Origin of the sequence: Methanoregula sp., assembly GCF_041663825.1 — an archaeon.
In the GTDB taxonomy this organism is placed as follows: domain Archaea; phylum Halobacteriota; class Methanomicrobia; order Methanomicrobiales; family Methanospirillaceae; genus Methanoregula.
Genome location: NZ_JBAYLY010000009.1, coordinates 64,992 through 84,124, shown reverse-complemented (window position 1 = coordinate 84,124; position 19,133 = coordinate 64,992). Strand labels below are relative to the sequence as shown.

Here is a 19,133-nt window from a genome sequence, read left to right as displayed (position 1 = left end):
AAGAGAGGGAGTGAAGAACCATGAAGTGCTACGTGTGTGCAAAGGAAGGAAAGGAGGCAGACGCGGTTGCAGTCTGCACGGTCTGCGGGATGGGAACCTGCATGAAGCATACGGTGAGAAAAGAGGTCGATGTATGGGAAGGGGGTTATCCCTTCCCGTCCCGGAAACTCCCGAAAAAGATGCCGAGGATGTTCTGCCCCGACTGTGCCGGGTCATATAATGAGGGGAAATAATGGCGTCGCTCTCGCAGCGGTGCATTGCGGAAGGTATCGGCACGCTGCTCCTTGTCTATTTCGGCACGGGGGCGGCGGTGATCACGCTGCTCCTTGCGGCGGGGACAAAACCCGCGACCGCATTCAATGTCGGGATCGGTGAACTGGGGGGGCTTGGCGACTGGCTTGCGATTGGCCTCGTGTTCGGGATCACCATTGCAGCCGTGATCTACGCGCTCGGCCGGGTCTCGGGTGCACATCTCAACCCGGCGGTGACCATCGCCCTCTGGACGACAAAACGGTTCCCGTCGCTTGATGCCGTGGGGTATATCGTTGCACAGTGCATCGGGGCTGCGGTCGGGAGCCTGCTCCTGTACCTGTCACTGGGGGCATCTGCGGTTACGGTCGGCGGGCTCGGGGCGACCTCCCCGTTCCCGGGGATCGGGTACGGGCAGGCGATCCTTGTCGAAGCGATTGCAACCTTTGTCCTGATGCTTGTTATCATGGGTGTCGCGGTGGACCCGCGTGCCACACCGGGATTTGCCGGCCTTGTCATCGGTCTGACCGTTGCCGGGCTCATCACGATGGCCGGCAACATCACCGGCGGGTCGCTCAACCCGGCACGGACATTCGGGCCGTACGTGATGGACGGCCTTCTTGGCGACGCAAACCTCTGGGCATTCTTCCCGATCTATGTCATCGGCCCGGTTATCGGGGCGGTGGCAGCGGCATTCTTCTACACAAAAATAACCGCTGAATAAGCCGAAAACCGGCAGGGAATTTATCCCTTTTTTTATTCACCAGAAAAAGGAATGAGCCAGGGCTCTGTTGAAGAGTTACCGGTTGATGATGATATCGGGGTGATCCCGGTCTTCTGTGGTATTGATGATCGTCACCGGGATATCGGCGTTATCGATAAAGAGCATGGCCTGGCCGAACTGTTCCGGCACGCTTGGATCAGCAAAGGTCTCGTATGCCTTCAGTCCTTCACCCTTGTAATCCGGGACCGGGACTGCGGTATACCGGAGCGTTGCCTGGACCGGGTCGTACACCGGGTTTGAGAGCGTGATAATTATGGTATCGTTATCGGCCGGGGCGTTTGCGAGCATCAGTGCTGCGTTCGGGGCGTTCGTGGTGTTCCACAGCGAACTGCCGGTAAAGACACCGGTCGCGATCCCGCCCGAGACCCGGGCCGGCCGGTCGGAGAAGTAGACCGTGTCGGGCCGGACTCCGGTAAGGGTCAGGGTCATGGTGCCGTTTGCGCCTTTGACAAGCGATCCTGCCGTTCCTTCCTGCACGAAGAGGAAACTGATAAGATCCTGACCCGGGGTGGGTTCAGCAGTAACGGCCGATGTACCCGGGGAGACCGGGCAGGTAGCAGGTTCATGGCCGGCAGCGGCCGGCGCAAGCCAGAATACCCCCAGCGCCCCGCCGATGCAAAGACCGGCAATGAGCCCTGCGGCGAGGATGAGAAATGTACGTGTATCCATAGCGGTGCTCGTATACCTTATGATTTCAGCCAGATAACGGGATAAAAGTGCGTTTTGACTTTGTAAAAAATCTTTTTATAAAAAATATTAAATCCCTGTTTTGCCCACACTCACAGGATCAACTATGGGCATCTTCCGTACTTCCCGGGACGGGCTCTTCGTCACCGCATATGCCGGCGACCGGGCGATTCTGCTCGCCTTTAACCTTATCGAGGACAAAACCGACGGGCTGGCCGGTTTCTCGATTGCCGTTGCCGGTCCGGGTCAGAAACCCGATCCGGACAAACCGTACTACCTCTCCAATCGGCTGAACTTTGCCGACAAGGTCACCGCAGGTACGCCGTACAACGCTGACCTCTGGACACCCACTGACGTGGCGCCTTTCCAGTCCTTCCACTGGACCCACTACCCCTCGCAGGGTTTCGGGACGTACACCTACACGGTCACTGCCCGGTACTTCTCAAAAGGGACCTCGCTTAAGCCCGGCCCGTCCGTTGATGTGGCAGTCGATCTCCTGCCCCCGGCAGAGGCGACGCTTGAACTGGGCTTTACCCGGACGATGATCTCGTCGCAGGCATATGCAAATACCTTCAAAAACGCCCCCCTTCACCCGGAACCCCAGACCATCAGTTTCGATACGGCAAAGTACCAGAAGCAGTACGCGTGGCTCGGGGCCCATGCACGGGAGATGATCGTGGCCTTCCTCGATACATGTACAAAAAACACGAAAACAACGCTCGACGTATTCGCCTTCGATTTTAATGAGCCGGATGTCATCAGCTCCCTGTGCGGGCTCGGGAAACGGGCACGGGTCTTCCAGGATAATTCCGCGAGCCACGCATGGCCCGAGAGCGAGGCTGAAGACATGCGGCGTTCACCGCTCAAAACGGACACAAAACCACCGCTTGAACCCGATACGGTACTGGCCCTTCGGGCAGCTGGCGTAGAAGTCAAGACCGGCCACTTCTCGGGCCTTGCACATGACAAGGTGATGATCCGCCGGCGGAACGGGGACGCGGAGGCTGTGCTCACCGGGTCGGCAAACTTCACCCTCCGGGGCCTGTACGTGCAGGCAAACAGCGTCCTTGTCTTCGAGGAACCAAAGGTTGCCGGGCTGTATGCTCAGGCATTCGACCAGGCATGGAATGCGCCAGTGAAATTCAAGTCTTCCCCCATCGCCACCGGCTGGCACGACCTGATGCTCGGCGGGGTCCGGTACTCGTTCTCCTTTGCGCCGCATAAGGAGCCGTTCCCGCTCGACACCATCCGGGAGGCCATCGGGAGCGCGAAGCAGTCTGTGCTCTTTGCGATGATGCAGATGCGGGGCTCAGGAGATGCCATCGGTGCCCTCGAGGACCTGCCCTCCCGGGAGGATCTCTTCTCCATGGGCATCATCCAGAACAAGGGAGACATCACGCTCTTTAAGCCAGACACAGGTAACGAGAACTTCACGCTGGCCTCGTCCGCGTTTTTGGCAAAGAATGTCCCGCCGCCGTTTAACAAGGAGATCCGCGGAGGTGCCGGGCAGGTGATTCACCACAAGATGGTCATCTGCGATTTCAACGGTGAGAACCCGGTGGTCTTCTGCGGGTCGTCCAACCTTGCGGCAGGCGGTGAGACCAGTAACGGTGACAACCTGATGGCGATCTACGATCCGGATATTGCGGTGCGGTACGCGGTTGAGGCGATCCGGCTTTACGATCACTTCCGGTTCCGCAGCCTGCAGGAAGGGAGTACGGGGAAAACACCGCTCCAGCTTAAAAAGACCGCAGACTGGGCCAGACCCTACTACGATCCCGGCAGCATCCGGTACCGGGAGCGGCTGGCGCTGGCGGGAAGCCCGAAGTAATATACCCGCAGTATCCTTTTTTAAAAGATGTGGCCCGGTGGCTCCTGCCGGATTCCCAACTTATATGGCAGGGCCAAAGTAATCTATAAAGTGCTACTTCACATCAGGCTGCCCTGCTACGGTCCCCGCACGTCCTGACACGCATTTGCAGAAACACATCCGTTGCTAGAAAAAGAGACCGACCCTCCGTCCCGGAACCACGGTTATGCAGCTCATCACCATTCTTGTCGCAATCTCTTCCCTCTTTGCCCTCATCGGGGTGGGATTTTTCTCACGCCGGTACGGCATTATCAACAGTGACTTCGTCCACCTGCTCTCCCGTGTCCTTGTCAACATCGCGCTCCCGGCGATCACGATCAGCAGTATGCAGGTGCCCCACACGGCAAAGACCATGGGGATTGTCGACAGCACGCTTATCGTCGCAGGCTGCTATTACATCGCCGCATTTCTGGTGAGCATCCTCATCTGCCACTTTCTTCCCTCCACACCCTCCGAGAAGGGTGTTTTCCAGTTCATGATGGTCTTCCCGAACACCATGTTCATGGGCATCCCGGTGGCATCAGCGATCCTCGGCCCGGACTCGCTCTTCTACGTCATCCTTTTCAACCTGCCGTTTAACTTCCTCGTCTTTACCATGGGCGTCTGGCTGCTCGCCCGGGGCCGGCCCGGGAAACTCGATCCAAAGGTCCTGCTCTCGCCTGGCCTTGTGGCCTCCTTTATCGGGCTTGCCCTCTTCTTGGTGGGCTATACTCTCCCCTCCCCGGTGCATACCGGGCTTGAGCTGATCGGGTCGGTGACAACACCGCTTGCGATGCTCGTGGTCGGTGCACTGCTTGCCACCCTGCCTGCCGCACGGCTGGCGGGAGACTGGAGGATCTATCTCCTCTCGGGGCTCCGGCTCATCGTCTTTCCGGTCATCGCCTTTGTCGTGCTCTCGCCCTTTATCACGGACAAGCTCCTGCTTGGCGTCGCCGTGCTCCTGATCGCCATGCCGGTTGCGGCAAACTCGGTGCTGATGTCGGAGGAGTACAAGGTGGACTCAACGCTTGCCTCGCAGGGCGTCTTCATCTCGACGCTCCTGTGCCTTGCGACGATCCCACTCCTCGAAGTCCTGCTCTTCTAGGGAAAAGTCTGTTTTTTTTGGGGCTAAAGGATTCAACAAAGACCGGTGATGGGGGTCACCGGCTAAAAAAGTATGAGACGGGTGATTTGATCGGTTTACACTGAACGGGATACGGTGGTATTCCGGGGGTGCCCCTGTTGCCGGGTGGAATTGGTCAGGGCATCCTTATGAGTCTCGAAGTATGATTTGAGCCAGGAATTTACCGCTGCCGTATCATTGTTCTTGAGTGCGGTCTGCGCCGTACTCACGTCAACCCCCTGTTTCTGGAGCCGGGTGATAAACGACTGGAGGTGAGCCTGCTGCATCGTTGCATTTACCGCAAAACCCTGGCTTTTCTGCTCATGGGTGGTGTTGCCAAATTGCCCTTGGTACGCTTCCTTGTACGATGTAACCCAGGCTTTGACTGCTGCCGTATCGTTGTTCTGGAGCGCAGTCTGCACCGTGCTCACGTCAACCCCCTGTTTCTGGAGCTCGGCGATAAACGACTGGAGGCGGGCCTGATGCAACGTTGCATTTACCGCAAAACCCTGGCCGTTCTTCTCATGGGTGGTGTTCCTGAACGCAGCCGCTGAAGCGTTCACGTTTGCTCCCCGGCTGTGGAACGGTGTGATGTTGGTTCCCTGCAGGGGGTGCTGGAAGGTGCTGTTCCGGGCGAAATGATGCCCCGAACCCTGGCCGTGCAGGGAGGTCATGTTACCCGATGACGACGTGCCTGTTGCCGCACTGACCGTGCTGATACCGAGGCCGAGAACAGCAAAGACGAGCAGGAGCACCCCGAGGTTCCCTGCCATTGTAGTAATTGTTTTCATAATCAATCTCCGTGATGGAATTGAGATGTGGCACTTAATGTCGACATCTTGTACAGTTTATTTTACATTTTGTAATATAAACGTTCGTGTGCCGGTGTTCTGCGGCTGTACCGGATCCTTCCCGCCGGGGATTTCACCGGTGACCACGCTGCATGTCTAAAAATGAAATCAAAATCGGGTTATTCTGTCGGTGTCACAGTATCCTGTGCCGGGTTGATCGCGTGGTACAGTTCAGACACCGCCCGGAGCGTTGAAAACCCTTTTTCCGTGATAATGTAGTCCCCCCGTTCGTGTCGCTGGAGGATCATGCCGGTATCGGCAAGTTTTTTCACATGGAAGAGGAGGTTTCCCCCCCGCAGACCGGTCAGCGCCGAGAGGTCAGAGAACGTCCGTGTCTGCGTGGAAAGGGACTGGAGGATCTGCATACGCTGGACATTTGCCACCGGTTCGAGGATCTCTTTTACCGCCCGCTCTTCCGGTATATTACCGGAAGAATCCGGGGAATCCTCGTTCTTCGCATAGATTCCAAGGGACTGCATCAGGTCGACCTGTTTCTCAAAGAGCCGGTACACTTCGGTAAAACAGGTATCGCAGCGAGGAGATGGGCCTTTTTTTCGCAGGTTCTTCATCTCCTCCCGGTACGAAGCGATCATCTCTGCCGAAACCGACCCGTCGCGGATATGCTCTGAGGTGTTTTTCAGGAATTCCATGAAAACCGTAAAACAACGGTCCCGCATCGCACAGTCTTTGACCATATGGTCGGTCAGGTCTGTTTTTGCACGATCGACCTGGTGGTCGGCAAACAGGCCGGAATAGTTCTTCTTCAACTCATCAAGCACGACATCGACGTGTTGCTGGTTCGCCCGTTCGATGAACCGCCTGAGATCGGTTCGGAGCCCGGTGATCTCGGTTTTTAATTCCCTGATCTCTGTAATGGATCCCAGTACTGCACCCATACATCTCATCCCTGTTTCTTACGGCTTGCCTTGATGTGAAATCTGAAGGTCACATGGATGACCTTCCTCTGTTTGTATATTTTAGTAACGCTCAAGTATATATTTTAAACACCATGATGGGTATGTGGTGAAAAAAAATGCCAGTATGGAAACCAACCGGTAAAACGGTTACAAAAGAACAGGCCGAAAAGTCTCTTAAGACCATCAAGAGTGCCTGCTTCGGGTGCGACACGCACAACAGCGACTGCTCGATTGCAAAGGCGGCCGGGGACGTCGCAGCAATGGTACAGGAAGGCACGCCTTCAGTAAAGGAACAGATTCACGCGCAGATCGAAGGGGCACTTCACGGGGCAAAATTCCCGGTAAAGACACCAAAGGCACTTCTTGAAGCATTTCCTGACGGTGCGGACACCACCTGCTGCGTGGGAGATCTTAAAATGACCGCAGGAGAGGCGGGAAAACTCCTCAAGGCCTCCGACTTCCCGTTCAAAAGCGCAAAGACTGTGGCCGATGTGATCGTGGAACGGGCAGGGCTCTAACCCCGCTTACCACTACTTCTCTCTTTTTTCGCAGGTCCCTTGTGCCCGGGCTCATCCGGCACCCGGGTTTTCCTGCCGTACGGGCAGATATACAGGCACATCCCGCAGACAGGAATACCCGTTGATTTTTCTATCTCCCTGAAGTACCGGTCGCAGGCAGCGGCATCGAACCGGGCCTCCCGTGGCTCGTCTTCGTGGAACTCCCGACCGGAGATCGCCTGTGCCGGGCAGGCATCGGTGCACTGCGTGCAGATCCCGCACCGCTCTTCCATGGGCGTGCCGGTCGGCGCGAGCGGGGCGTCGGTAAGCACTGTTACCCACCGGACCCGGGGGCCGTGATCGGGGGTGACAAGGAGGCAGCTCTTGCCGATCCAGCCGAGGCCGGCGAGATGGGCAGGGAGCTTATTCGAAATAACGCCGGCGATCTTCTCGTCGCTTGCCCGTTTTGAGGCCGGTGAGGGGAGCGCCCGGTACCCTGCCCGCTGGAGGGTATTTGCCACGGCAAGCGCGATCTGGTCGAGCGCTTCGTTCACGACATCATATCCGTTATGCCGGTACAGCATCGCCGCCGCGTACTCCTCCCGTTCGGGCAGGAGATCCACGAGCGAATCCTGGAGTGCGATGCCGATCGATACCGCCCGGGGGTACTGTGCCACCCGGTCGCCGCCCTGTGCACGAATAAAGTCCCGTGCGGATACAAGGTCCGCCACCCCAAAGTAGTCCGCCCCGCGTCCGAGTGCACAGGATTTGAGTTCCCCGTCCAGACCCATGCAGATTCCCGTTCCTGATGTTGCACCCCTCATGATGTGAGGTTTACGGTACGTGTGCGGTGGCTCCCGCGGGATAATAGTCCGCCTGAAAAAAAGAGTATATCAGATGCCCGGCCATACCTTTTCCCTGAGGCAGAATCTATGGCAAAAAACACGATGGAACTTTTCAGTGACGAGGCCCCCGAGGTTGCGGCCGCGTTCAACAACCTGATCATGGCGGTCGTAAAACGACCGGCGCTCGACGCGAAGACCAAGCAGCTCATCTACATCGCGATGAAGGCAGCGATGGGTGACGATACGGCAGTAAAAGCCCATATCCCCATGGCAAAGGCGGCAGGAGCGACCCGGGAAGAGGTGATCGATGCGATTCTCATGACGCTCACCGTCTCGGGGATCCGGGGCGTTGCCCACTGCCTGCCGGACGCGGTAGCGCAGTTTGAGAAATAGATCTTTTTTGTTTGCTGGATAATGAAAAAAAGTTAGACGAGTTTCGCCCCGGCAGTCGCCCCGGGCTTGCACTCGAAGACGTCGGTGATCTTCACGATAAGAAGCGACCGTGCGGGAAGCGCCGGGTTCTTCTTGTTGATCTTCGCCTTCATCTCGTCGTACTCCTTGCCGCTTGTCTTGATGGTAACATGACCCTTGATCTGGAAGCAGCCCTTGATCTCGGGACCCCAGATGTAGGTCGCGATCTTCGGGTTTGCCTTGAGGTTTTCAAGCGACTTGTTCATGAAATTGTCCGTGATCCAGATCGTGTCGTCGCTGACAAGTTCGACGATCCCGATCGGGACAACGTTCGGGGTGCCATCTTTTGCGGCCGTCGCAACCGGAAAGATCTTCATCTTCTGGATTGCCTCTTTCATCTCTGCGGTTAATTTGACCATAGTAAATTACACCAATCTCTTCCTCTGCGTTCGGGTCGTATATACCTTAGTGTTTAAAAAAACTGTACTGGTACAACCGAATGACCCGGGGATTCGCGGACGAAATAGTTTTACAGTCTTACCGGCAAGTGATTTCGTGAAGATCATGACCCGGTCATTCCATTCCTACGAGGACGCAGTTGCCTTCCACGGGCACTCCTGCCCCGGCCTTGCGCTCGGCTACCGTGCGGCAGAGTATGCCATGAAACGCCTTAACGCAGAGCGATCAGCAGACGAGGACCTTGTGGCCCTCGTCGAGAACGACGCCTGCGGGGTCGATGCCGTGCAGGCTATTGCCGGCTGTTCCGTGGGGAAGGGGAACCTGATCATGCGGGATATCGGCAAGCACGCGTACACATTCATCAACCGGAAGACCGGCACCGCGATCCGGCTTGTGCAGCGCCCCGAACCGCTCACGGAACGGATCGATCCCGAGGCAGCGGTCCTGCGGAAAAAGGTGATGACCGGGAAGGCGACCCCTGCCGAGGAAAAAGAGTTCGAAGAGCGGCAGGCGGCCATCATCGAAAAGATCCTCGCGATCCCGTTTGAGGAACTCTTTATCGAGAAAGAGGCACGGTCCGAGATCCCCGAACGGGCACGGATCTCCGGGTCGGTGCAGTGTGCCGTCTGCGGCGAGATGGTGGCCGAACACCGGGCCCGGGTCAAAAACGGGAAAATTGTCTGCATGCCCTGCGCCGGCGAGTACAGCCGGGGCTGGTAATTTTTTATACCCTGCCCGGTCAGGATAATTTCTGGTGCATTTATCGTATCCCCTGTTCCAGTACTCATTCGTACGGTGACACCAGATGGGCACAATGGACGGCATACAGGGAATGGTCGCAGGCTACCTTGCTTCCCCGAACGGGCAGGAGACGATACGTAAGTTTCTCGCATCCCCCCAGGGAAAAGAGGCGATCGATTCCTATCTCTCGACTCCCGGCGGCCAGGAGATGGCCCGGCTTCTCCTGCTGCGGGCACTTGACCGGCTCAATATCCCCGATGAAGTCAAGGTCATGATCCGCACTGCCCTTGCTGAGCCCGGTGCCTGTGGAACGTAAGATTTCCGACCACAAACAATCCCTTTTACTCTTCTGCATCCCAGTACAAGGCAGGTTTACCTGTTATTTTTCCATAAGGTGTGTACCATGACATCCCCTGTTCTGCCCTCCCCGATAAAATCCCGGTTCCGACCCGGCGAGATTACGGCTCTGTGCGACGCCGCCATCAGTACCGCCACCGCATCGCTTGCCCGTATTGCTGCCCTGCCACCCGAAAAGCGATCCATCGATACCACGCTGCTCGCTTTTGAAAGCGCGATGGCTGACTTTGGCGACTCGACCCTGCCCCTGACGCTCATGGGATACGTGTATCCCGACCCGGCAATTGCGGCCGAGGGGTCAGCATGCGAGGAGAAGGCAGGGATGTTTGTGGTCAGTGTCTTTACCCGCCGGGACCTTTACGACGCGATAAAAACAGCCGCCCCCCGCACACCCGAAGAGTACCGGCTCCTCGCCGAGACTCTTCGTCAGTTCAAAAAGAACGGTCTTGCCCTCCCCGATGACCGGCTCGCAGTTGTCCGTGCCAAAAAGGAACAGCTCACAAAACTCGAAGTGGAGTTTACCGCAAACCTCAACAATGACACGAGTTCCCTTGATTTTTCCGCGGCAGAACTTGACGGTGTCCCTAAAGAAGCACTTGCCACCTTTGCACGGACAGAAAGCGGCCTCTTCCGGGTCACCACCAAGTACCCGGATTACATCCCGGTGATGCAGAATGCGAAGAATCCCGTGACGAGGAAGAGACTGTACACCGAGTTTGTCAACCGGCAGGCCGAAGCAAACACCCGGCTCCTCACGGAAGCCATAGAAGTGCGCCGGGAGTGCGCACAGGAACTGGGCTACGCGAGCTGGGCGGACTACCGGCTCGACGGCCGGATGGCAAAGAGCACCGGAACCGTTCTTGCATTCCTTGATGGGCTCAAAGCGCCTTTAAAGGAGAAGATCCGGTGCGATCTCGCCTCGCTGCTTACCCTCAAAAAGGAGCTGGAACCGGGGGCAGACCGGGTCGAGCCGTGGGATCTCGCGTATCTCACCGAACAGGAACGGAAGCGGAAGTTCGCGCTCGACGATGAGGCGATCCGGAAGTACTTCCCGTTCGAACGGGTCGTGCAGGGCATGTTTGAGTGTTTCGGCCCGCTCTTCGGGGTCAGGTTTGCCGAAGTTGCCGGGGCAGAGACCTGGGCCAGAGGAGTGATCCTCTGCCGGGTTATCAACGCCGCGGATGACCGGACGCTCGCGTATATCTACTTCGACATGTTCCCCCGGGACGGCAAGTACGGGCACATGATGATGGTACCCCTGATCGCGGGTCGGCAGACCCCGGACGGGTATTCGGTACCGGTCACCGCCATCGTCGGCAACTTCCGGTCGCCATCCGGAGATATCCCCTCGCTTTTAACCCACGACGATGTCGAGGGACTCTTCCACGAGTTCGGCCACGCGCTCCACGGCAGCCTGACCCGGGTCCCTTATGCAAGCCTCGCCGGATCGAGTGTCGAATGGGACTTTGTCGAGACCCCTTCGCAGGCGCTCGAAAACTGGGCCTGGGAACCCTCCGTGCTTGACGCAATCTCCGGGAATTATGCGAACCCGAAAGAAAAACTCCCGGCACCGCTCCGCGACCGGATTATCGCCGCCCGCGACCTCGGGGCCGGCCTGACCTATACCCGGATGCTGGTTATCTCGACCGAGGACATGGCGTTCCACACCACAGACGGGCCGGTCGATGTCACGGCTATTGCCGACCGGACCTACCTTGACCTCATGGGCATCCCGCCGCTCGAAGGGGGCCACGAACCGGCCACCATCGGGCATTTCATGGGCGGGTACGATGCCGGGTATTACAGTTATCTCTGGGCAGAGGTGTACGCGTTGAACGTCTTTGCCCGGTTCAAAAAAGACGGCCTCTTCAATGCCGCCACCGGTGCCGCATACCGTCACTGGATCCTCGAACAGGGGAACATGCAGGACGGGACTGTCCTCCTCAAAGGTTTCCTCGGGAGAGAGCCGGGCATGGATGTCTTCTACGAGCGGCTGCACATCCGGCCCCCTTTAGATCCGTAAGGGTCAGGCAGCGGCAGTCGTCACGGGAGTTCCTGAAGCGTTCCTCTTATCTCCCCTGCGCTCAAATCATGTGAGTGTGATACACGAGCCGCCGGTAAAAAGATACCTCTACTGGTGCGACCAGTGTAACGTCCCGCTGATCGGCAGGACCTGCTCCTGCGGTGCAAACGGGCGGGAGATCGAACTCCTCCAGCCCTACGACGTACGCCCGGCGCTCTCTGCGGATATGACACTCATTAAAAACCTCGTCCGCGAACGGTTCGGCAATGTCCCGATCCAGTCCGTTCTCCTCCTCAACAAGACCGGCGGGGTGGACCGGGCCGATCTCGTGATCGCCCACGGGCACCGGTTCGGCTGGCTCACCTTCGACCCTGTGAGCCGGAAATTCTCGCTCGATATCGCTCCCGAGGCGCTGCCCTATATCCTCAAGCATGTGACCAAGGGAATTGTCGACCTCGAAACCGGTATCGATACCCCCGGCGGGCCCGGGCGGATGGGCGGTAAAAAGTTCCGGCTCAAAGAGCCCCAGCTCGACGGAACTGCAATCGTGAAATTCAAAAACCGGTATGGGACCGGGGTGGTAAAAGACGGGCAGGTCCGGGTCAAGGAACTCATGCCGGTCGATCTCCGCACCGGGAAAAACCCGGGCTGGGAACAGGTCGTGGAGCAGAACCGGTACCATCTTAAAAATCTCGAACGGTCATCGGTCCGGATGATCAAACAGCACATCCACGACCGGCCGAAGTGCAATGTCTCGTTCTCGGGCGGCAAGGACAGCACGGCGGTGCTCACGCTTGCGAGGAAAGCCGGGGTGACGGAAGCGTTCTTCCTCGATACCGGTATCGAGTTTCCCGAGACCATCGCATTTGTGAAATCGCAGGGCGTTCCCGTGATCGAGAAGGCCGGGGACTTCTGGCAGGCGGTCGAGAAGGCCGGGCCCCCGGGGAAGGACAACCGGTGGTGCTGCAAACTCCTCAAACTGCGGCCGCTCAAGCTCCATCTCGCGGAGATCGGTGCCTGTGTCACGGTGCAGGGCAACCGGTGGTACGAGTCGTGGAACCGTGCTTCCCTTGAAGAGACCAGCCAGAACCCGGCCAACCCGCTCCAGCTCAATATCTCCCCGATCCGAAACTGGCGGGCGCTCGAAGTCTTCCTCTACCTCTGGTGGCAGAAGGCCGATATGAACCCTCTCTACGAGAAGGGGATCGAGAGGATCGGGTGCTATGTCTGCCCGTCCATGCTCGAAAGCGAGTATGAGGATCTCAAGGTGATGCACCCGGAGTATGCCCGGCGCTGGGATGCCGTTCTCGTGGAATACGCAAAGAAACGGGGCCTGCCCGCTGCGTTCCACGAATGGGGGCTCTGGCGCTGGAAGGCGCTGCCGCCCAAGATGCGGGAACTCTGCCGGGACCGGGGCATCCCGGTACTGGACGATTATACCCTGCAGGCAGAACCGCCGGCAGGACGGGAAGAAACGGTTGAAATAGCAAAAGAGAGAACCATGGAACCGGATATGGCAGCACAGGAGACCGGGGGATACAATGTGGAGGCGATCCGCAGGGATTTCCCCATCCTCGGCGATATTATTTACCTCGACAATGCAGCGACGAGTTTCTCTCCTGAACCCGTGATCGCGGCACAGGTCGAGTTCGAGCACCGGTACCGGGCGAACGTGGGCCGGGGCGTCCACCGGCTCACCAGTATCGCGAGCCAGCGGTACTGGCACGCCCACGAGAAGGTCGCGGAGTTCATCGGCGGCAAAAACGGTGTCACGGTCTTTACGAAGAACACCACTGAATCGGTGAACCTGGTCGCGCAGGGCATGAGCTGGAAGCCCGGCGACCGGGTTATCACGACCATCCTCGAACACCATTCGAACCTGCTCCCCTGGAGAAATCTCTCCCGGCAGGGAGTTGCCACCGATATTATTGGCATTCTGCCGGATTACACGCTCGACCTTGCCGCACTGGAACGGGCGATCACGGATAGCACCCGGCTCGTAGCCGTCACTCAGGCCTCAAACGTGCTCGGTGTCGTGACCCCGATACCGGAGATCGCGAAGATCTGCCACGATCACGGTTTGCTCCTCCTCGTGGACGGGGCGCAGGCCGTCCCGCACCTGCCGGTGAACGTGGAAATGCTCGGCTGCGACTTCTACTGCTTCTCGGGCCATAAGATGCTCGGGCCTACGGGGACCGGGGTGCTCTGGATGAAGGAGCCCACGATCGAACCGTCCATGCTTGGCGGAGGGATGGTCGAGGCGGTGACAAGCGACGGCTGCACGTTCGCGCAGGGCTACCAGCGGTATGAGGCGGGGACGCCCAATATCGCGGGAGGTATCGGCCTTGGCGCTGCGGTGGACTATCTCCAGGCAATCGGGATGGAGAAGATCCATACCTATGAGACCGATCTTACGAGCCGGCTCATCGCCGGCCTCTCCGGGAATCCAAAAATTCACGTATACGCCCCGCAGAAACCCGAGAACCGGATCGGGGTCGTCTCCTTTACGGTCGACGGTTTCCACCCCCACGAGGTGGCCCAGCAGCTCGATGAGGTGGCAGATATCATGGTCCGGTCCGGCCACCACTGCTGCCAGCCGCTCGTTGAGAGTCTCGGGATTCCCGACGGGACCGTGCGGGCGAGCCTTGCGCTCTACAACACCCGGCAGGAGTGCGACATGCTGGTCGCAACCCTCGAAGAACTCACCCGCTGAATGCGGGCAGGAAAAATCTCTTTTTTTCTCCGGCGTTATTGCCGCTCTGCTACGGTTTATTACGCCCCTCATCCCATACTCGTGTACAGTTTCGCACGGGGAGCACTGTGCGGGAGCCAGTGAAACGGTATGGACACCCAGATCTTTTCCGACGTCTTTATGCGGGCACGGGAGCAGCACCCCCTTGTCCACCACCTCACCAACTACGTGACCGTCAACGACTGCGCCAATATCACCATCTGTGCCGGCGGTGCGCCGGTGATGGCGGATGCCCGTGAGGAGGCCGGGGAGATGGCAGGATTTGCCGGGGCGCTTGTCCTCAACATCGGGACGCTCAACCCGGGGATCATTGAAAGTATGATCATCGCCGGGAAAGCGGCAAACGACCGTAAGATCCCGGTCATCCTTGACCCGGTCGGGGCAGGTGCAACCCGGCTCCGGACCGAGAGCACTCGGCGCCTGCTCGACGAACTGGAGATTGCCATTATTAAGGGAAATGCCGGGGAGATCGGGGTGCTCGCCGGTGCCGACGCGAAAGTGCGGGGCGTGGATTCGGCCGGTGTTGCCGGCGACATTGTGAGTATCACCCGGGACTTTGCGGAATCAACCGGCATCACCGTTGTCGCCAGCGGGGCGACGGATATCGTGAGCGACGGAAAACGGGTGCTCTTTGTCGAGAACGGCCACCCGTTGATGGGCGCAATATCAGGAACCGGCTGCATGGCCTCCTCTGTCACCGGGGTCTGCGCAGCGGTTGAGAAGGATACGGTGACGGCAGCGGCAACCGCCCTTGCGGCGTTCGGGCTTGCCGGGGAGCGGGCAGCGGCACGGGCACAGGGACCCGGCTCGTTCAAACCGGCGCTCTTTGACGAGATGGCAGCGCTCACCCCCGCCGATCTCAGGGTCGGGGCCCGGGTAAAATCAGCGTGACCTGAATCCTATGGCACTCGACCTCTACGTTGTCACCGATGAGACGCTCGGGAGGGGACGTTCCCACGCGGAGATCGCGAAGCTTGCCTGTGCCGGAGGTGCCGATGCAATCCAGCTCCGGGACAAGTGTTGCAGCATGAAGGAATTGTGCCAAACCGGCCGGGTAATCTGCGAGATCACCCGAAAGACCGGGACGCTCTTTATCGTGAACGACCGGCTGGACGTTGCACTTGCCTGTGGGGCGGACGGGGTGCATCTCGGGCAGGGCGACCTGCGGGTGGACACTGCCCGGCAGATCGCGCCCCGGTCCTTTATCATCGGTATTTCGGTCGGGACGGTCGCGGAGGCGGTCGCAGCCGAAGAGGCCGGGGCGGATTACATGGCCATGAGCCCCCTCTTTTCCACCGCCTCCAAAGACAATGCCGGCCCCGGTTACGGCCTTATGGCACTCCGGGAGATCCGGGCAGCGGTCTCGATCCCGGTGATCGCTATCGGGGGCATCAGCAGGGAGAACGTGGGCGCAGTAATAGGGGCGGGTGCGGACGGCGTCGCCGTGATCTCGGCAGTGGTCGGGCAGCCGGATATTACCGCTGCCGCCCGGGATCTCAAAGACCGGATTTCCTTGGCAAAACGGGAGCGCCGTAAATGACGGGCGATACCTTCGTGCTCCACGAACATTTCGCCCGGCACCACCATTTCGATTTCCGGCTGGAACGGAACGGCGTACTCGCGAGCTGGGCGGTGCCAAAAGGGCTGCCGGAGACCCCCGGCGAACGCAGGCTTGCCATCGCGGTCGAGGATCATCCCCTTTCCTACGGTAACTTTGAGGGAACGATCCCGGAAGGACAGTATGGCGCGGGAGAAGTGAAAATAGCAGATGCGGGCACGTACGAGACGCTCGAATGGACGGACGAGCGGATCGAGGTGGTACTGCACGGCAGGCGGTTTTCGGGGAAGTACGTGCTCCTCCGGTTCAAAAAAGCCGGGGAGAAAAACTGGCTCGTCCTCAAAGGGAAAGACGCCTGAAACATTTTATCCCGGGGCGCCGACGATGAGTGCATGAAGATCCTCTTCGCCTTCCCTGCACTCTTCCTTGCGGTCCTTTTTATTTTCGGGGCAGGCTGCAGTACGACTGCCCCTGCCCCCACCGGGACCCCGTCTGCGGGATCACCCGTCAGCCTTTCCATCCAGCCGGACATTGCACGTTATACCGTGCTCATGTCCTCGACCGTGGGGATCGGGCTCACCCCGCAGATCAACGGCACGCTCCCCCCGGACAACCCGATGTATGTCTGGAAGACCGACTACGGCCACTTCGTTCGCTGGAGCGCCCCGGACTACACCGTCAGCGAGCAGGGTAATACTTTTACGAGCGGGAACGGGACAAAGGTATACTGGACCTATGTCGGGGAGAACGTGAGCAGCGGGCGGCCCCCGGTCCATATCACGCTCGACCTTATTGACAGGGCAACCGGCGCCACGCTTGGTCATGCGGAGAGGGTCATCGACTGGGATACAAAAAATGACACCGCGGTGATCGAGTAACTGGTTTGCCGTGGTCAATACCTATTTAGGCCGGGGGAGGGATTCACTGGTATACTAATGGGGGAGAATTGGAATGCCAGGCACAAAAGACGGAAGACTTGAGTTGCTGACCGACAAGAACAGCGCACTCGTCCTTGTGGATTACCAGCCTACGATGTTTGCGGGCGTTGCATCGGGGGACAAGACAATTATCCGGAACGCAGCCTACTGTGCGGCAAAGGCCGCCCAAATCCTCGATGTCCCGGTCGTGCTCTCGGCGATCAACCCGGCAGGCAACGGGAATTTCCTGGCCGAGATCGCAGACCTTTTCCCGGGCCAGGAAGTGTATGCCCGTGCCGTACCCAGTTTCGATGCGTTTGAGGATGAAAAGACCTTGAACGCCTTTAAAAAGACCGGCAAAAAGAAGCTTGTGGTTTCCGGCCTGTGGACCAGCATGTGTTTTGCCTATACAGCCCTGCACGGCATCAGAGAGGGGTACGAGGTGTACGGCCTGATGGACGCTGGCGGGGATTCCACGCCCGACGCCCACCGGTACGGGATAGAACGGATGCTCCAGGCCGGGGTCGTCCCTATAACGGTCGAATCGCTGGTCTCGGAGTGGATGCATGCCTGGACCAACCCGAAGGCCGGTGAACTGGTAAAAGAGGTATATTCCCGGTACGGGTACATGATAGGTCTTGGGAGACAGTAATCCCACGAAGAGAAGCGGGGGGCAGCGGGTATCCCGGCCTGTGCCTTTTTTTATAGGATCTGCGGCGTGAAAACCCGGGCCCTGTGTTCTTCTATACGGTCAGTGGTAATTCCACGATTGTACTATACCGTCTCCCCAGGTGTCTGTTTCACAACCATTAAGAGCCCCCATGGCAATTCACGATCGTAAAAAGGTGAAGAACCATGTCAGTCGAAGAAAATATGCGTCTCATGCAGACGCTGGACGATGCCTGGAACTCCCAGGACTGGGCGACATTCGAGAAACGCCATGCAAAGGATGTCGATGTCTTCTGGCCCGGCCAGGAAAAACCGACCCACAGCCGGCCATCCCACAAGGATGAGGCGATCGCCTTCTTTAAGATCTTCCCGGATAACAAGGTCGGGAACCGGCCGTACAAGATCTTCTTCGGTGAGGGAGACTATACGTGCTCTGTCGCCGATTTCACGGGAACGTTTAAGGGCCCGATGACCACACCTGACGGAAAAGTGATACCTCCCAACGGGAAGAAATTCAGGGTCGACTTCTGCACGGTCGCGCACTGGAAGAAGGGGGAGATCGTCGAGGAGAAACTCTTCTACGACAAGATCTCCTTGATGCAGCAGATCGGCCTGATGTGAATATCTCACCGGGAAGAGTGCAGGGAGTGACCGGGGGTCTCCTTACAGGGCTTGGTCCCCGGGCATGTCCCGGCGTTTTTTGGCAGGATTTGGACAAGTACAGGGAACAGTAGCATACCATGACAGAGACTGATAAAAAATCCAGAGAACAGGAAAGCGACGCCATGAAGATCACCGTCACAAAGAACGGTCCCTATATCGTGACCGGCGGCGTCCCGCTTATCCAGATGGAGATCTGCAACGATGACGAAGGCTACTGCCGGACCTGGCGTGAGGTAAAGAGGTTTCCCGTAGAGGAGACCTACGCCCTCTGCCGGTGCGGCCATTCAGAGAACAAACCGTTCTGTACCGGGATGCATGCGAAGATCGGCTTTGATGGTACCGAGACCGCGGGAAACGAACCCTGGCTCCGGCACCCGAGGATCATCCGGGGCCCGGAGCTGGAACTGCACGATTACGAGAACCTCTGCGTCCATGCCCGGTTCTGTATGCGGGCAGGCGGGATCTGGGGCCTCACCGAGCAGTCGGACAACCCGGAGGCCCGGGAGATTGCCATTGAGGAGGCCTGCAACTGCCCGTCCGGTCGGCTGGTCATGAAGGACCGGGAGACCGGAAAGGTCATCGAGCCTGATCTCGAAAAATCCATTGTCATTATCGAGTACCCCCCGCGCGGGGAGCACGGGCCGCTCTGGGTGCGGGGCGGCATCCCGGTGGTATCTGCCGACGGGAAACCGTACCATATCCGGAACCGGCTCACGCTCTGCCGGTGCGGGAAATCAGAGAATAAGCCGTTCTGCGACGGGAGCCACGTACAGCACTGACA

At 58.6% G+C, this 19,133-nt stretch carries 22 protein-coding genes; 17 read left to right on the top strand and 5 right to left on the bottom strand.

Going from position 1 to position 19,133, the window contains the following annotated elements:
- Nucleotides 1-20 precede the first annotated feature (20 nt).
- Both WCX19_RS06190 and WCX19_RS06185 read left to right on the top strand, forming a co-directional pair.
- Nucleotides 21-233, top strand: a complete 213-nt coding sequence (locus WCX19_RS06190; protein WP_373006220.1) for a DUF2180 family protein — start codon at nt 21-23, stop codon at nt 231-233.
- Complete coding sequence (locus WCX19_RS06185; protein ID WP_373006218.1) at nt 233-973, top strand: MIP/aquaporin family protein; 741 nt, start codon at nt 233-235, stop codon at nt 971-973. Before WCX19_RS06190 ends, WCX19_RS06185 begins: the two co-directional genes overlap by 1 nt.
- Nucleotides 974-1,048: 75 nt before the next feature.
- On the opposite strand, the gene WCX19_RS06180 is transcribed toward WCX19_RS06185, so the two are convergent.
- Nucleotides 1,049-1,702: a hypothetical protein gene (locus WCX19_RS06180; RefSeq protein ID WP_373006216.1), complete on the bottom strand. Its 654-nt coding sequence runs from the start codon at nt 1,700-1,702 to the stop codon at nt 1,049-1,051.
- A 124-nt stretch (nt 1,703-1,826) separates the two neighbouring features.
- Between WCX19_RS06180 and WCX19_RS06175 the strand changes: the two genes are divergently transcribed.
- Both WCX19_RS06175 and WCX19_RS06170 read left to right on the top strand, forming a co-directional pair.
- Nucleotides 1,827-3,551 (top strand): phospholipase D-like domain-containing protein, encoded by a 1,725-nt coding sequence (locus WCX19_RS06175; protein ID WP_373006214.1) that lies wholly within the window; start codon nt 1,827-1,829, stop codon nt 3,549-3,551.
- Nucleotides 3,552-3,756: 205 nt separating this feature from the next.
- Entirely contained in the window at nt 3,757-4,674 is a 918-nt protein-coding gene (locus WCX19_RS06170; RefSeq protein ID WP_373006212.1) for an AEC family transporter, read from the top strand.
- A 95-nt stretch (nt 4,675-4,769) separates the two neighbouring features.
- Here WCX19_RS06170 and WCX19_RS06165 read toward each other — a convergent pair whose 3' ends face one another.
- Both WCX19_RS06165 and WCX19_RS06160 read right to left on the bottom strand, forming a co-directional pair.
- Entirely contained in the window at nt 4,770-5,483 is a 714-nt protein-coding gene (locus tag WCX19_RS06165; RefSeq protein WP_373006211.1) for a hypothetical protein, read from the bottom strand.
- A 179-nt stretch (nt 5,484-5,662) separates the two neighbouring features.
- Entirely contained in the window at nt 5,663-6,439 is a 777-nt protein-coding gene (locus WCX19_RS06160) for an ArsR family transcriptional regulator (protein ID WP_373006209.1), read from the bottom strand.
- 137 nt (nt 6,440-6,576) lie between these two features.
- Between WCX19_RS06160 and WCX19_RS06155 the strand changes: the two genes are divergently transcribed.
- Nucleotides 6,577-6,978, top strand: coding sequence for an MTH865 family protein (locus WCX19_RS06155; RefSeq protein WP_373006207.1), 402 nt, complete (start codon nt 6,577-6,579; stop codon nt 6,976-6,978).
- On the opposite strand, the gene WCX19_RS06150 is transcribed toward WCX19_RS06155, so the two are convergent.
- The gene (locus WCX19_RS06150; RefSeq protein ID WP_373006205.1) at nt 6,975-7,748 is read right to left on the bottom strand and encodes a 4Fe-4S double cluster binding domain-containing protein; all 774 of its coding nucleotides are present in this window, start codon (nt 7,746-7,748) and stop codon (nt 6,975-6,977) included. The genes WCX19_RS06155 and WCX19_RS06150 overlap by 4 nt on opposite strands.
- 141 nt (nt 7,749-7,889) lie before the next feature.
- Between WCX19_RS06150 and WCX19_RS06145 the strand changes: the two genes are divergently transcribed.
- Nucleotides 7,890-8,195, top strand: a complete 306-nt coding sequence (locus WCX19_RS06145; RefSeq protein ID WP_373006203.1) for a carboxymuconolactone decarboxylase family protein — start codon at nt 7,890-7,892, stop codon at nt 8,193-8,195.
- A gap of 32 nt (nt 8,196-8,227) precedes the next feature.
- Here the strand turns inward: WCX19_RS06145 and WCX19_RS06140 are convergent, their stop codons facing one another.
- Nucleotides 8,228-8,632, bottom strand: a complete 405-nt coding sequence (locus WCX19_RS06140; protein WP_373006201.1) for a pyridoxamine 5'-phosphate oxidase family protein — start codon at nt 8,630-8,632, stop codon at nt 8,228-8,230.
- Nucleotides 8,633-8,777: 145 nt separating this feature from the next.
- Between WCX19_RS06140 and WCX19_RS06135 the strand changes: the two genes are divergently transcribed.
- The 11 genes from WCX19_RS06135 to WCX19_RS06085 all read left to right on the top strand — a co-directional run bounded on the left by WCX19_RS06135 (nt 8,778) and on the right by WCX19_RS06085 (nt 19,131).
- Complete coding sequence (locus tag WCX19_RS06135; RefSeq protein ID WP_373006250.1) at nt 8,778-9,392, top strand: FmdE family protein; 615 nt, start codon at nt 8,778-8,780, stop codon at nt 9,390-9,392.
- An 85-nt stretch (nt 9,393-9,477) separates the two neighbouring features.
- Nucleotides 9,478-9,729 carry a hypothetical protein gene (locus WCX19_RS06130; protein ID WP_373006199.1) on the top strand — a complete coding sequence of 84 codons (252 nt, stop codon included), beginning with the start codon at nt 9,478-9,480 and terminating at the stop codon, nt 9,727-9,729.
- Nucleotides 9,730-9,816: 87 nt separating this feature from the next.
- Entirely contained in the window at nt 9,817-11,793 is a 1,977-nt protein-coding gene (locus WCX19_RS06125; RefSeq protein ID WP_373006197.1) for a M3 family metallopeptidase, read from the top strand.
- 70 nt (nt 11,794-11,863) lie between these two features.
- Nucleotides 11,864-14,506, top strand: a complete 2,643-nt coding sequence (locus WCX19_RS06120; protein ID WP_373006195.1) for an aminotransferase class V-fold PLP-dependent enzyme — start codon at nt 11,864-11,866, stop codon at nt 14,504-14,506.
- A 129-nt stretch (nt 14,507-14,635) separates the two neighbouring features.
- Entirely contained in the window at nt 14,636-15,436 is an 801-nt protein-coding gene (gene thiM, locus WCX19_RS06115) for a hydroxyethylthiazole kinase (protein ID WP_373006193.1), read from the top strand.
- A gap of 10 nt (nt 15,437-15,446) precedes the next feature.
- Nucleotides 15,447-16,085: a thiamine phosphate synthase gene (gene thiE / locus WCX19_RS06110; protein ID WP_373006191.1), complete on the top strand. Its 639-nt coding sequence runs from the start codon at nt 15,447-15,449 to the stop codon at nt 16,083-16,085.
- On the top strand, nt 16,082-16,462 hold the full coding sequence (locus WCX19_RS06105) for a DNA polymerase ligase N-terminal domain-containing protein (RefSeq protein ID WP_373006189.1): 381 nt from the start codon (nt 16,082-16,084) through the stop codon (nt 16,460-16,462). Before thiE ends, WCX19_RS06105 begins: the two co-directional genes overlap by 4 nt.
- Before the next feature lie 33 nt (nt 16,463-16,495).
- Nucleotides 16,496-16,981, top strand: coding sequence for a hypothetical protein (locus WCX19_RS06100; RefSeq protein WP_373006187.1), 486 nt, complete (start codon nt 16,496-16,498; stop codon nt 16,979-16,981).
- Nucleotides 16,982-17,054: 73 nt separating this feature from the next.
- A complete protein-coding gene (locus WCX19_RS06095; RefSeq protein ID WP_373006185.1) occupies nt 17,055-17,672 on the top strand; it encodes an isochorismatase family protein in 618 nt (205 codons plus the stop codon).
- A 203-nt stretch (nt 17,673-17,875) separates the two neighbouring features.
- Nucleotides 17,876-18,310 carry an ester cyclase gene (locus tag WCX19_RS06090; RefSeq protein WP_373006183.1) on the top strand — a complete coding sequence of 145 codons (435 nt, stop codon included), beginning with the start codon at nt 17,876-17,878 and terminating at the stop codon, nt 18,308-18,310.
- A 119-nt stretch (nt 18,311-18,429) separates the two neighbouring features.
- Nucleotides 18,430-19,131 carry a CDGSH iron-sulfur domain-containing protein gene (locus WCX19_RS06085; RefSeq protein WP_373006181.1) on the top strand — a complete coding sequence of 234 codons (702 nt, stop codon included), beginning with the start codon at nt 18,430-18,432 and terminating at the stop codon, nt 19,129-19,131.
- Nucleotides 19,132-19,133: the final 2 nt, after the last annotated feature.

Coding starts and splice junctions, on each gene's coding strand:
- WCX19_RS06185 (WP_373006218.1), top strand. CDS start 233: ATGGCGTCGCTCTCGCAGCGGTGCATTGCGGAAGGTATCGGCACGCTG.
- WCX19_RS06085 (WP_373006181.1), top strand. CDS start 18,430: ATGACAGAGACTGATAAAAAATCCAGAGAACAGGAAAGCGACGCCATG.
- WCX19_RS06105 (WP_373006189.1), top strand. CDS start 16,082: ATGACGGGCGATACCTTCGTGCTCCACGAACATTTCGCCCGGCACCAC.
- WCX19_RS06130 (WP_373006199.1), top strand. CDS start 9,478: ATGGGCACAATGGACGGCATACAGGGAATGGTCGCAGGCTACCTTGCT.
- thiE (WP_373006191.1), top strand. CDS start 15,447: ATGGCACTCGACCTCTACGTTGTCACCGATGAGACGCTCGGGAGGGGA.
- WCX19_RS06140 (WP_373006201.1), bottom strand. CDS start 8,632: ATGGTCAAATTAACCGCAGAGATGAAAGAGGCAATCCAGAAGATGAAG.
- WCX19_RS06165 (WP_373006211.1), bottom strand. CDS start 5,483: ATGAAAACAATTACTACAATGGCAGGGAACCTCGGGGTGCTCCTGCTC.
- WCX19_RS06160 (WP_373006209.1), bottom strand. CDS start 6,439: ATGGGTGCAGTACTGGGATCCATTACAGAGATCAGGGAATTAAAAACC.
- WCX19_RS06155 (WP_373006207.1), top strand. CDS start 6,577: ATGCCAGTATGGAAACCAACCGGTAAAACGGTTACAAAAGAACAGGCC.
- WCX19_RS06095 (WP_373006185.1), top strand. CDS start 17,055: ATGCCAGGCACAAAAGACGGAAGACTTGAGTTGCTGACCGACAAGAAC.
- WCX19_RS06145 (WP_373006203.1), top strand. CDS start 7,890: ATGGCAAAAAACACGATGGAACTTTTCAGTGACGAGGCCCCCGAGGTT.
- WCX19_RS06175 (WP_373006214.1), top strand. CDS start 1,827: ATGGGCATCTTCCGTACTTCCCGGGACGGGCTCTTCGTCACCGCATAT.
- WCX19_RS06180 (WP_373006216.1), bottom strand. CDS start 1,702: ATGGATACACGTACATTTCTCATCCTCGCCGCAGGGCTCATTGCCGGT.
- WCX19_RS06190 (WP_373006220.1), top strand. CDS start 21: ATGAAGTGCTACGTGTGTGCAAAGGAAGGAAAGGAGGCAGACGCGGTT.
- WCX19_RS06135 (WP_373006250.1), top strand. CDS start 8,778: ATGACCCGGTCATTCCATTCCTACGAGGACGCAGTTGCCTTCCACGGG.
- WCX19_RS06150 (WP_373006205.1), bottom strand. CDS start 7,748: ATGGGTCTGGACGGGGAACTCAAATCCTGTGCACTCGGACGCGGGGCG.
- WCX19_RS06100 (WP_373006187.1), top strand. CDS start 16,496: ATGAAGATCCTCTTCGCCTTCCCTGCACTCTTCCTTGCGGTCCTTTTT.
- WCX19_RS06125 (WP_373006197.1), top strand. CDS start 9,817: ATGACATCCCCTGTTCTGCCCTCCCCGATAAAATCCCGGTTCCGACCC.
- WCX19_RS06090 (WP_373006183.1), top strand. CDS start 17,876: ATGTCAGTCGAAGAAAATATGCGTCTCATGCAGACGCTGGACGATGCC.
- thiM (WP_373006193.1), top strand. CDS start 14,636: ATGGACACCCAGATCTTTTCCGACGTCTTTATGCGGGCACGGGAGCAG.
- WCX19_RS06170 (WP_373006212.1), top strand. CDS start 3,757: ATGCAGCTCATCACCATTCTTGTCGCAATCTCTTCCCTCTTTGCCCTC.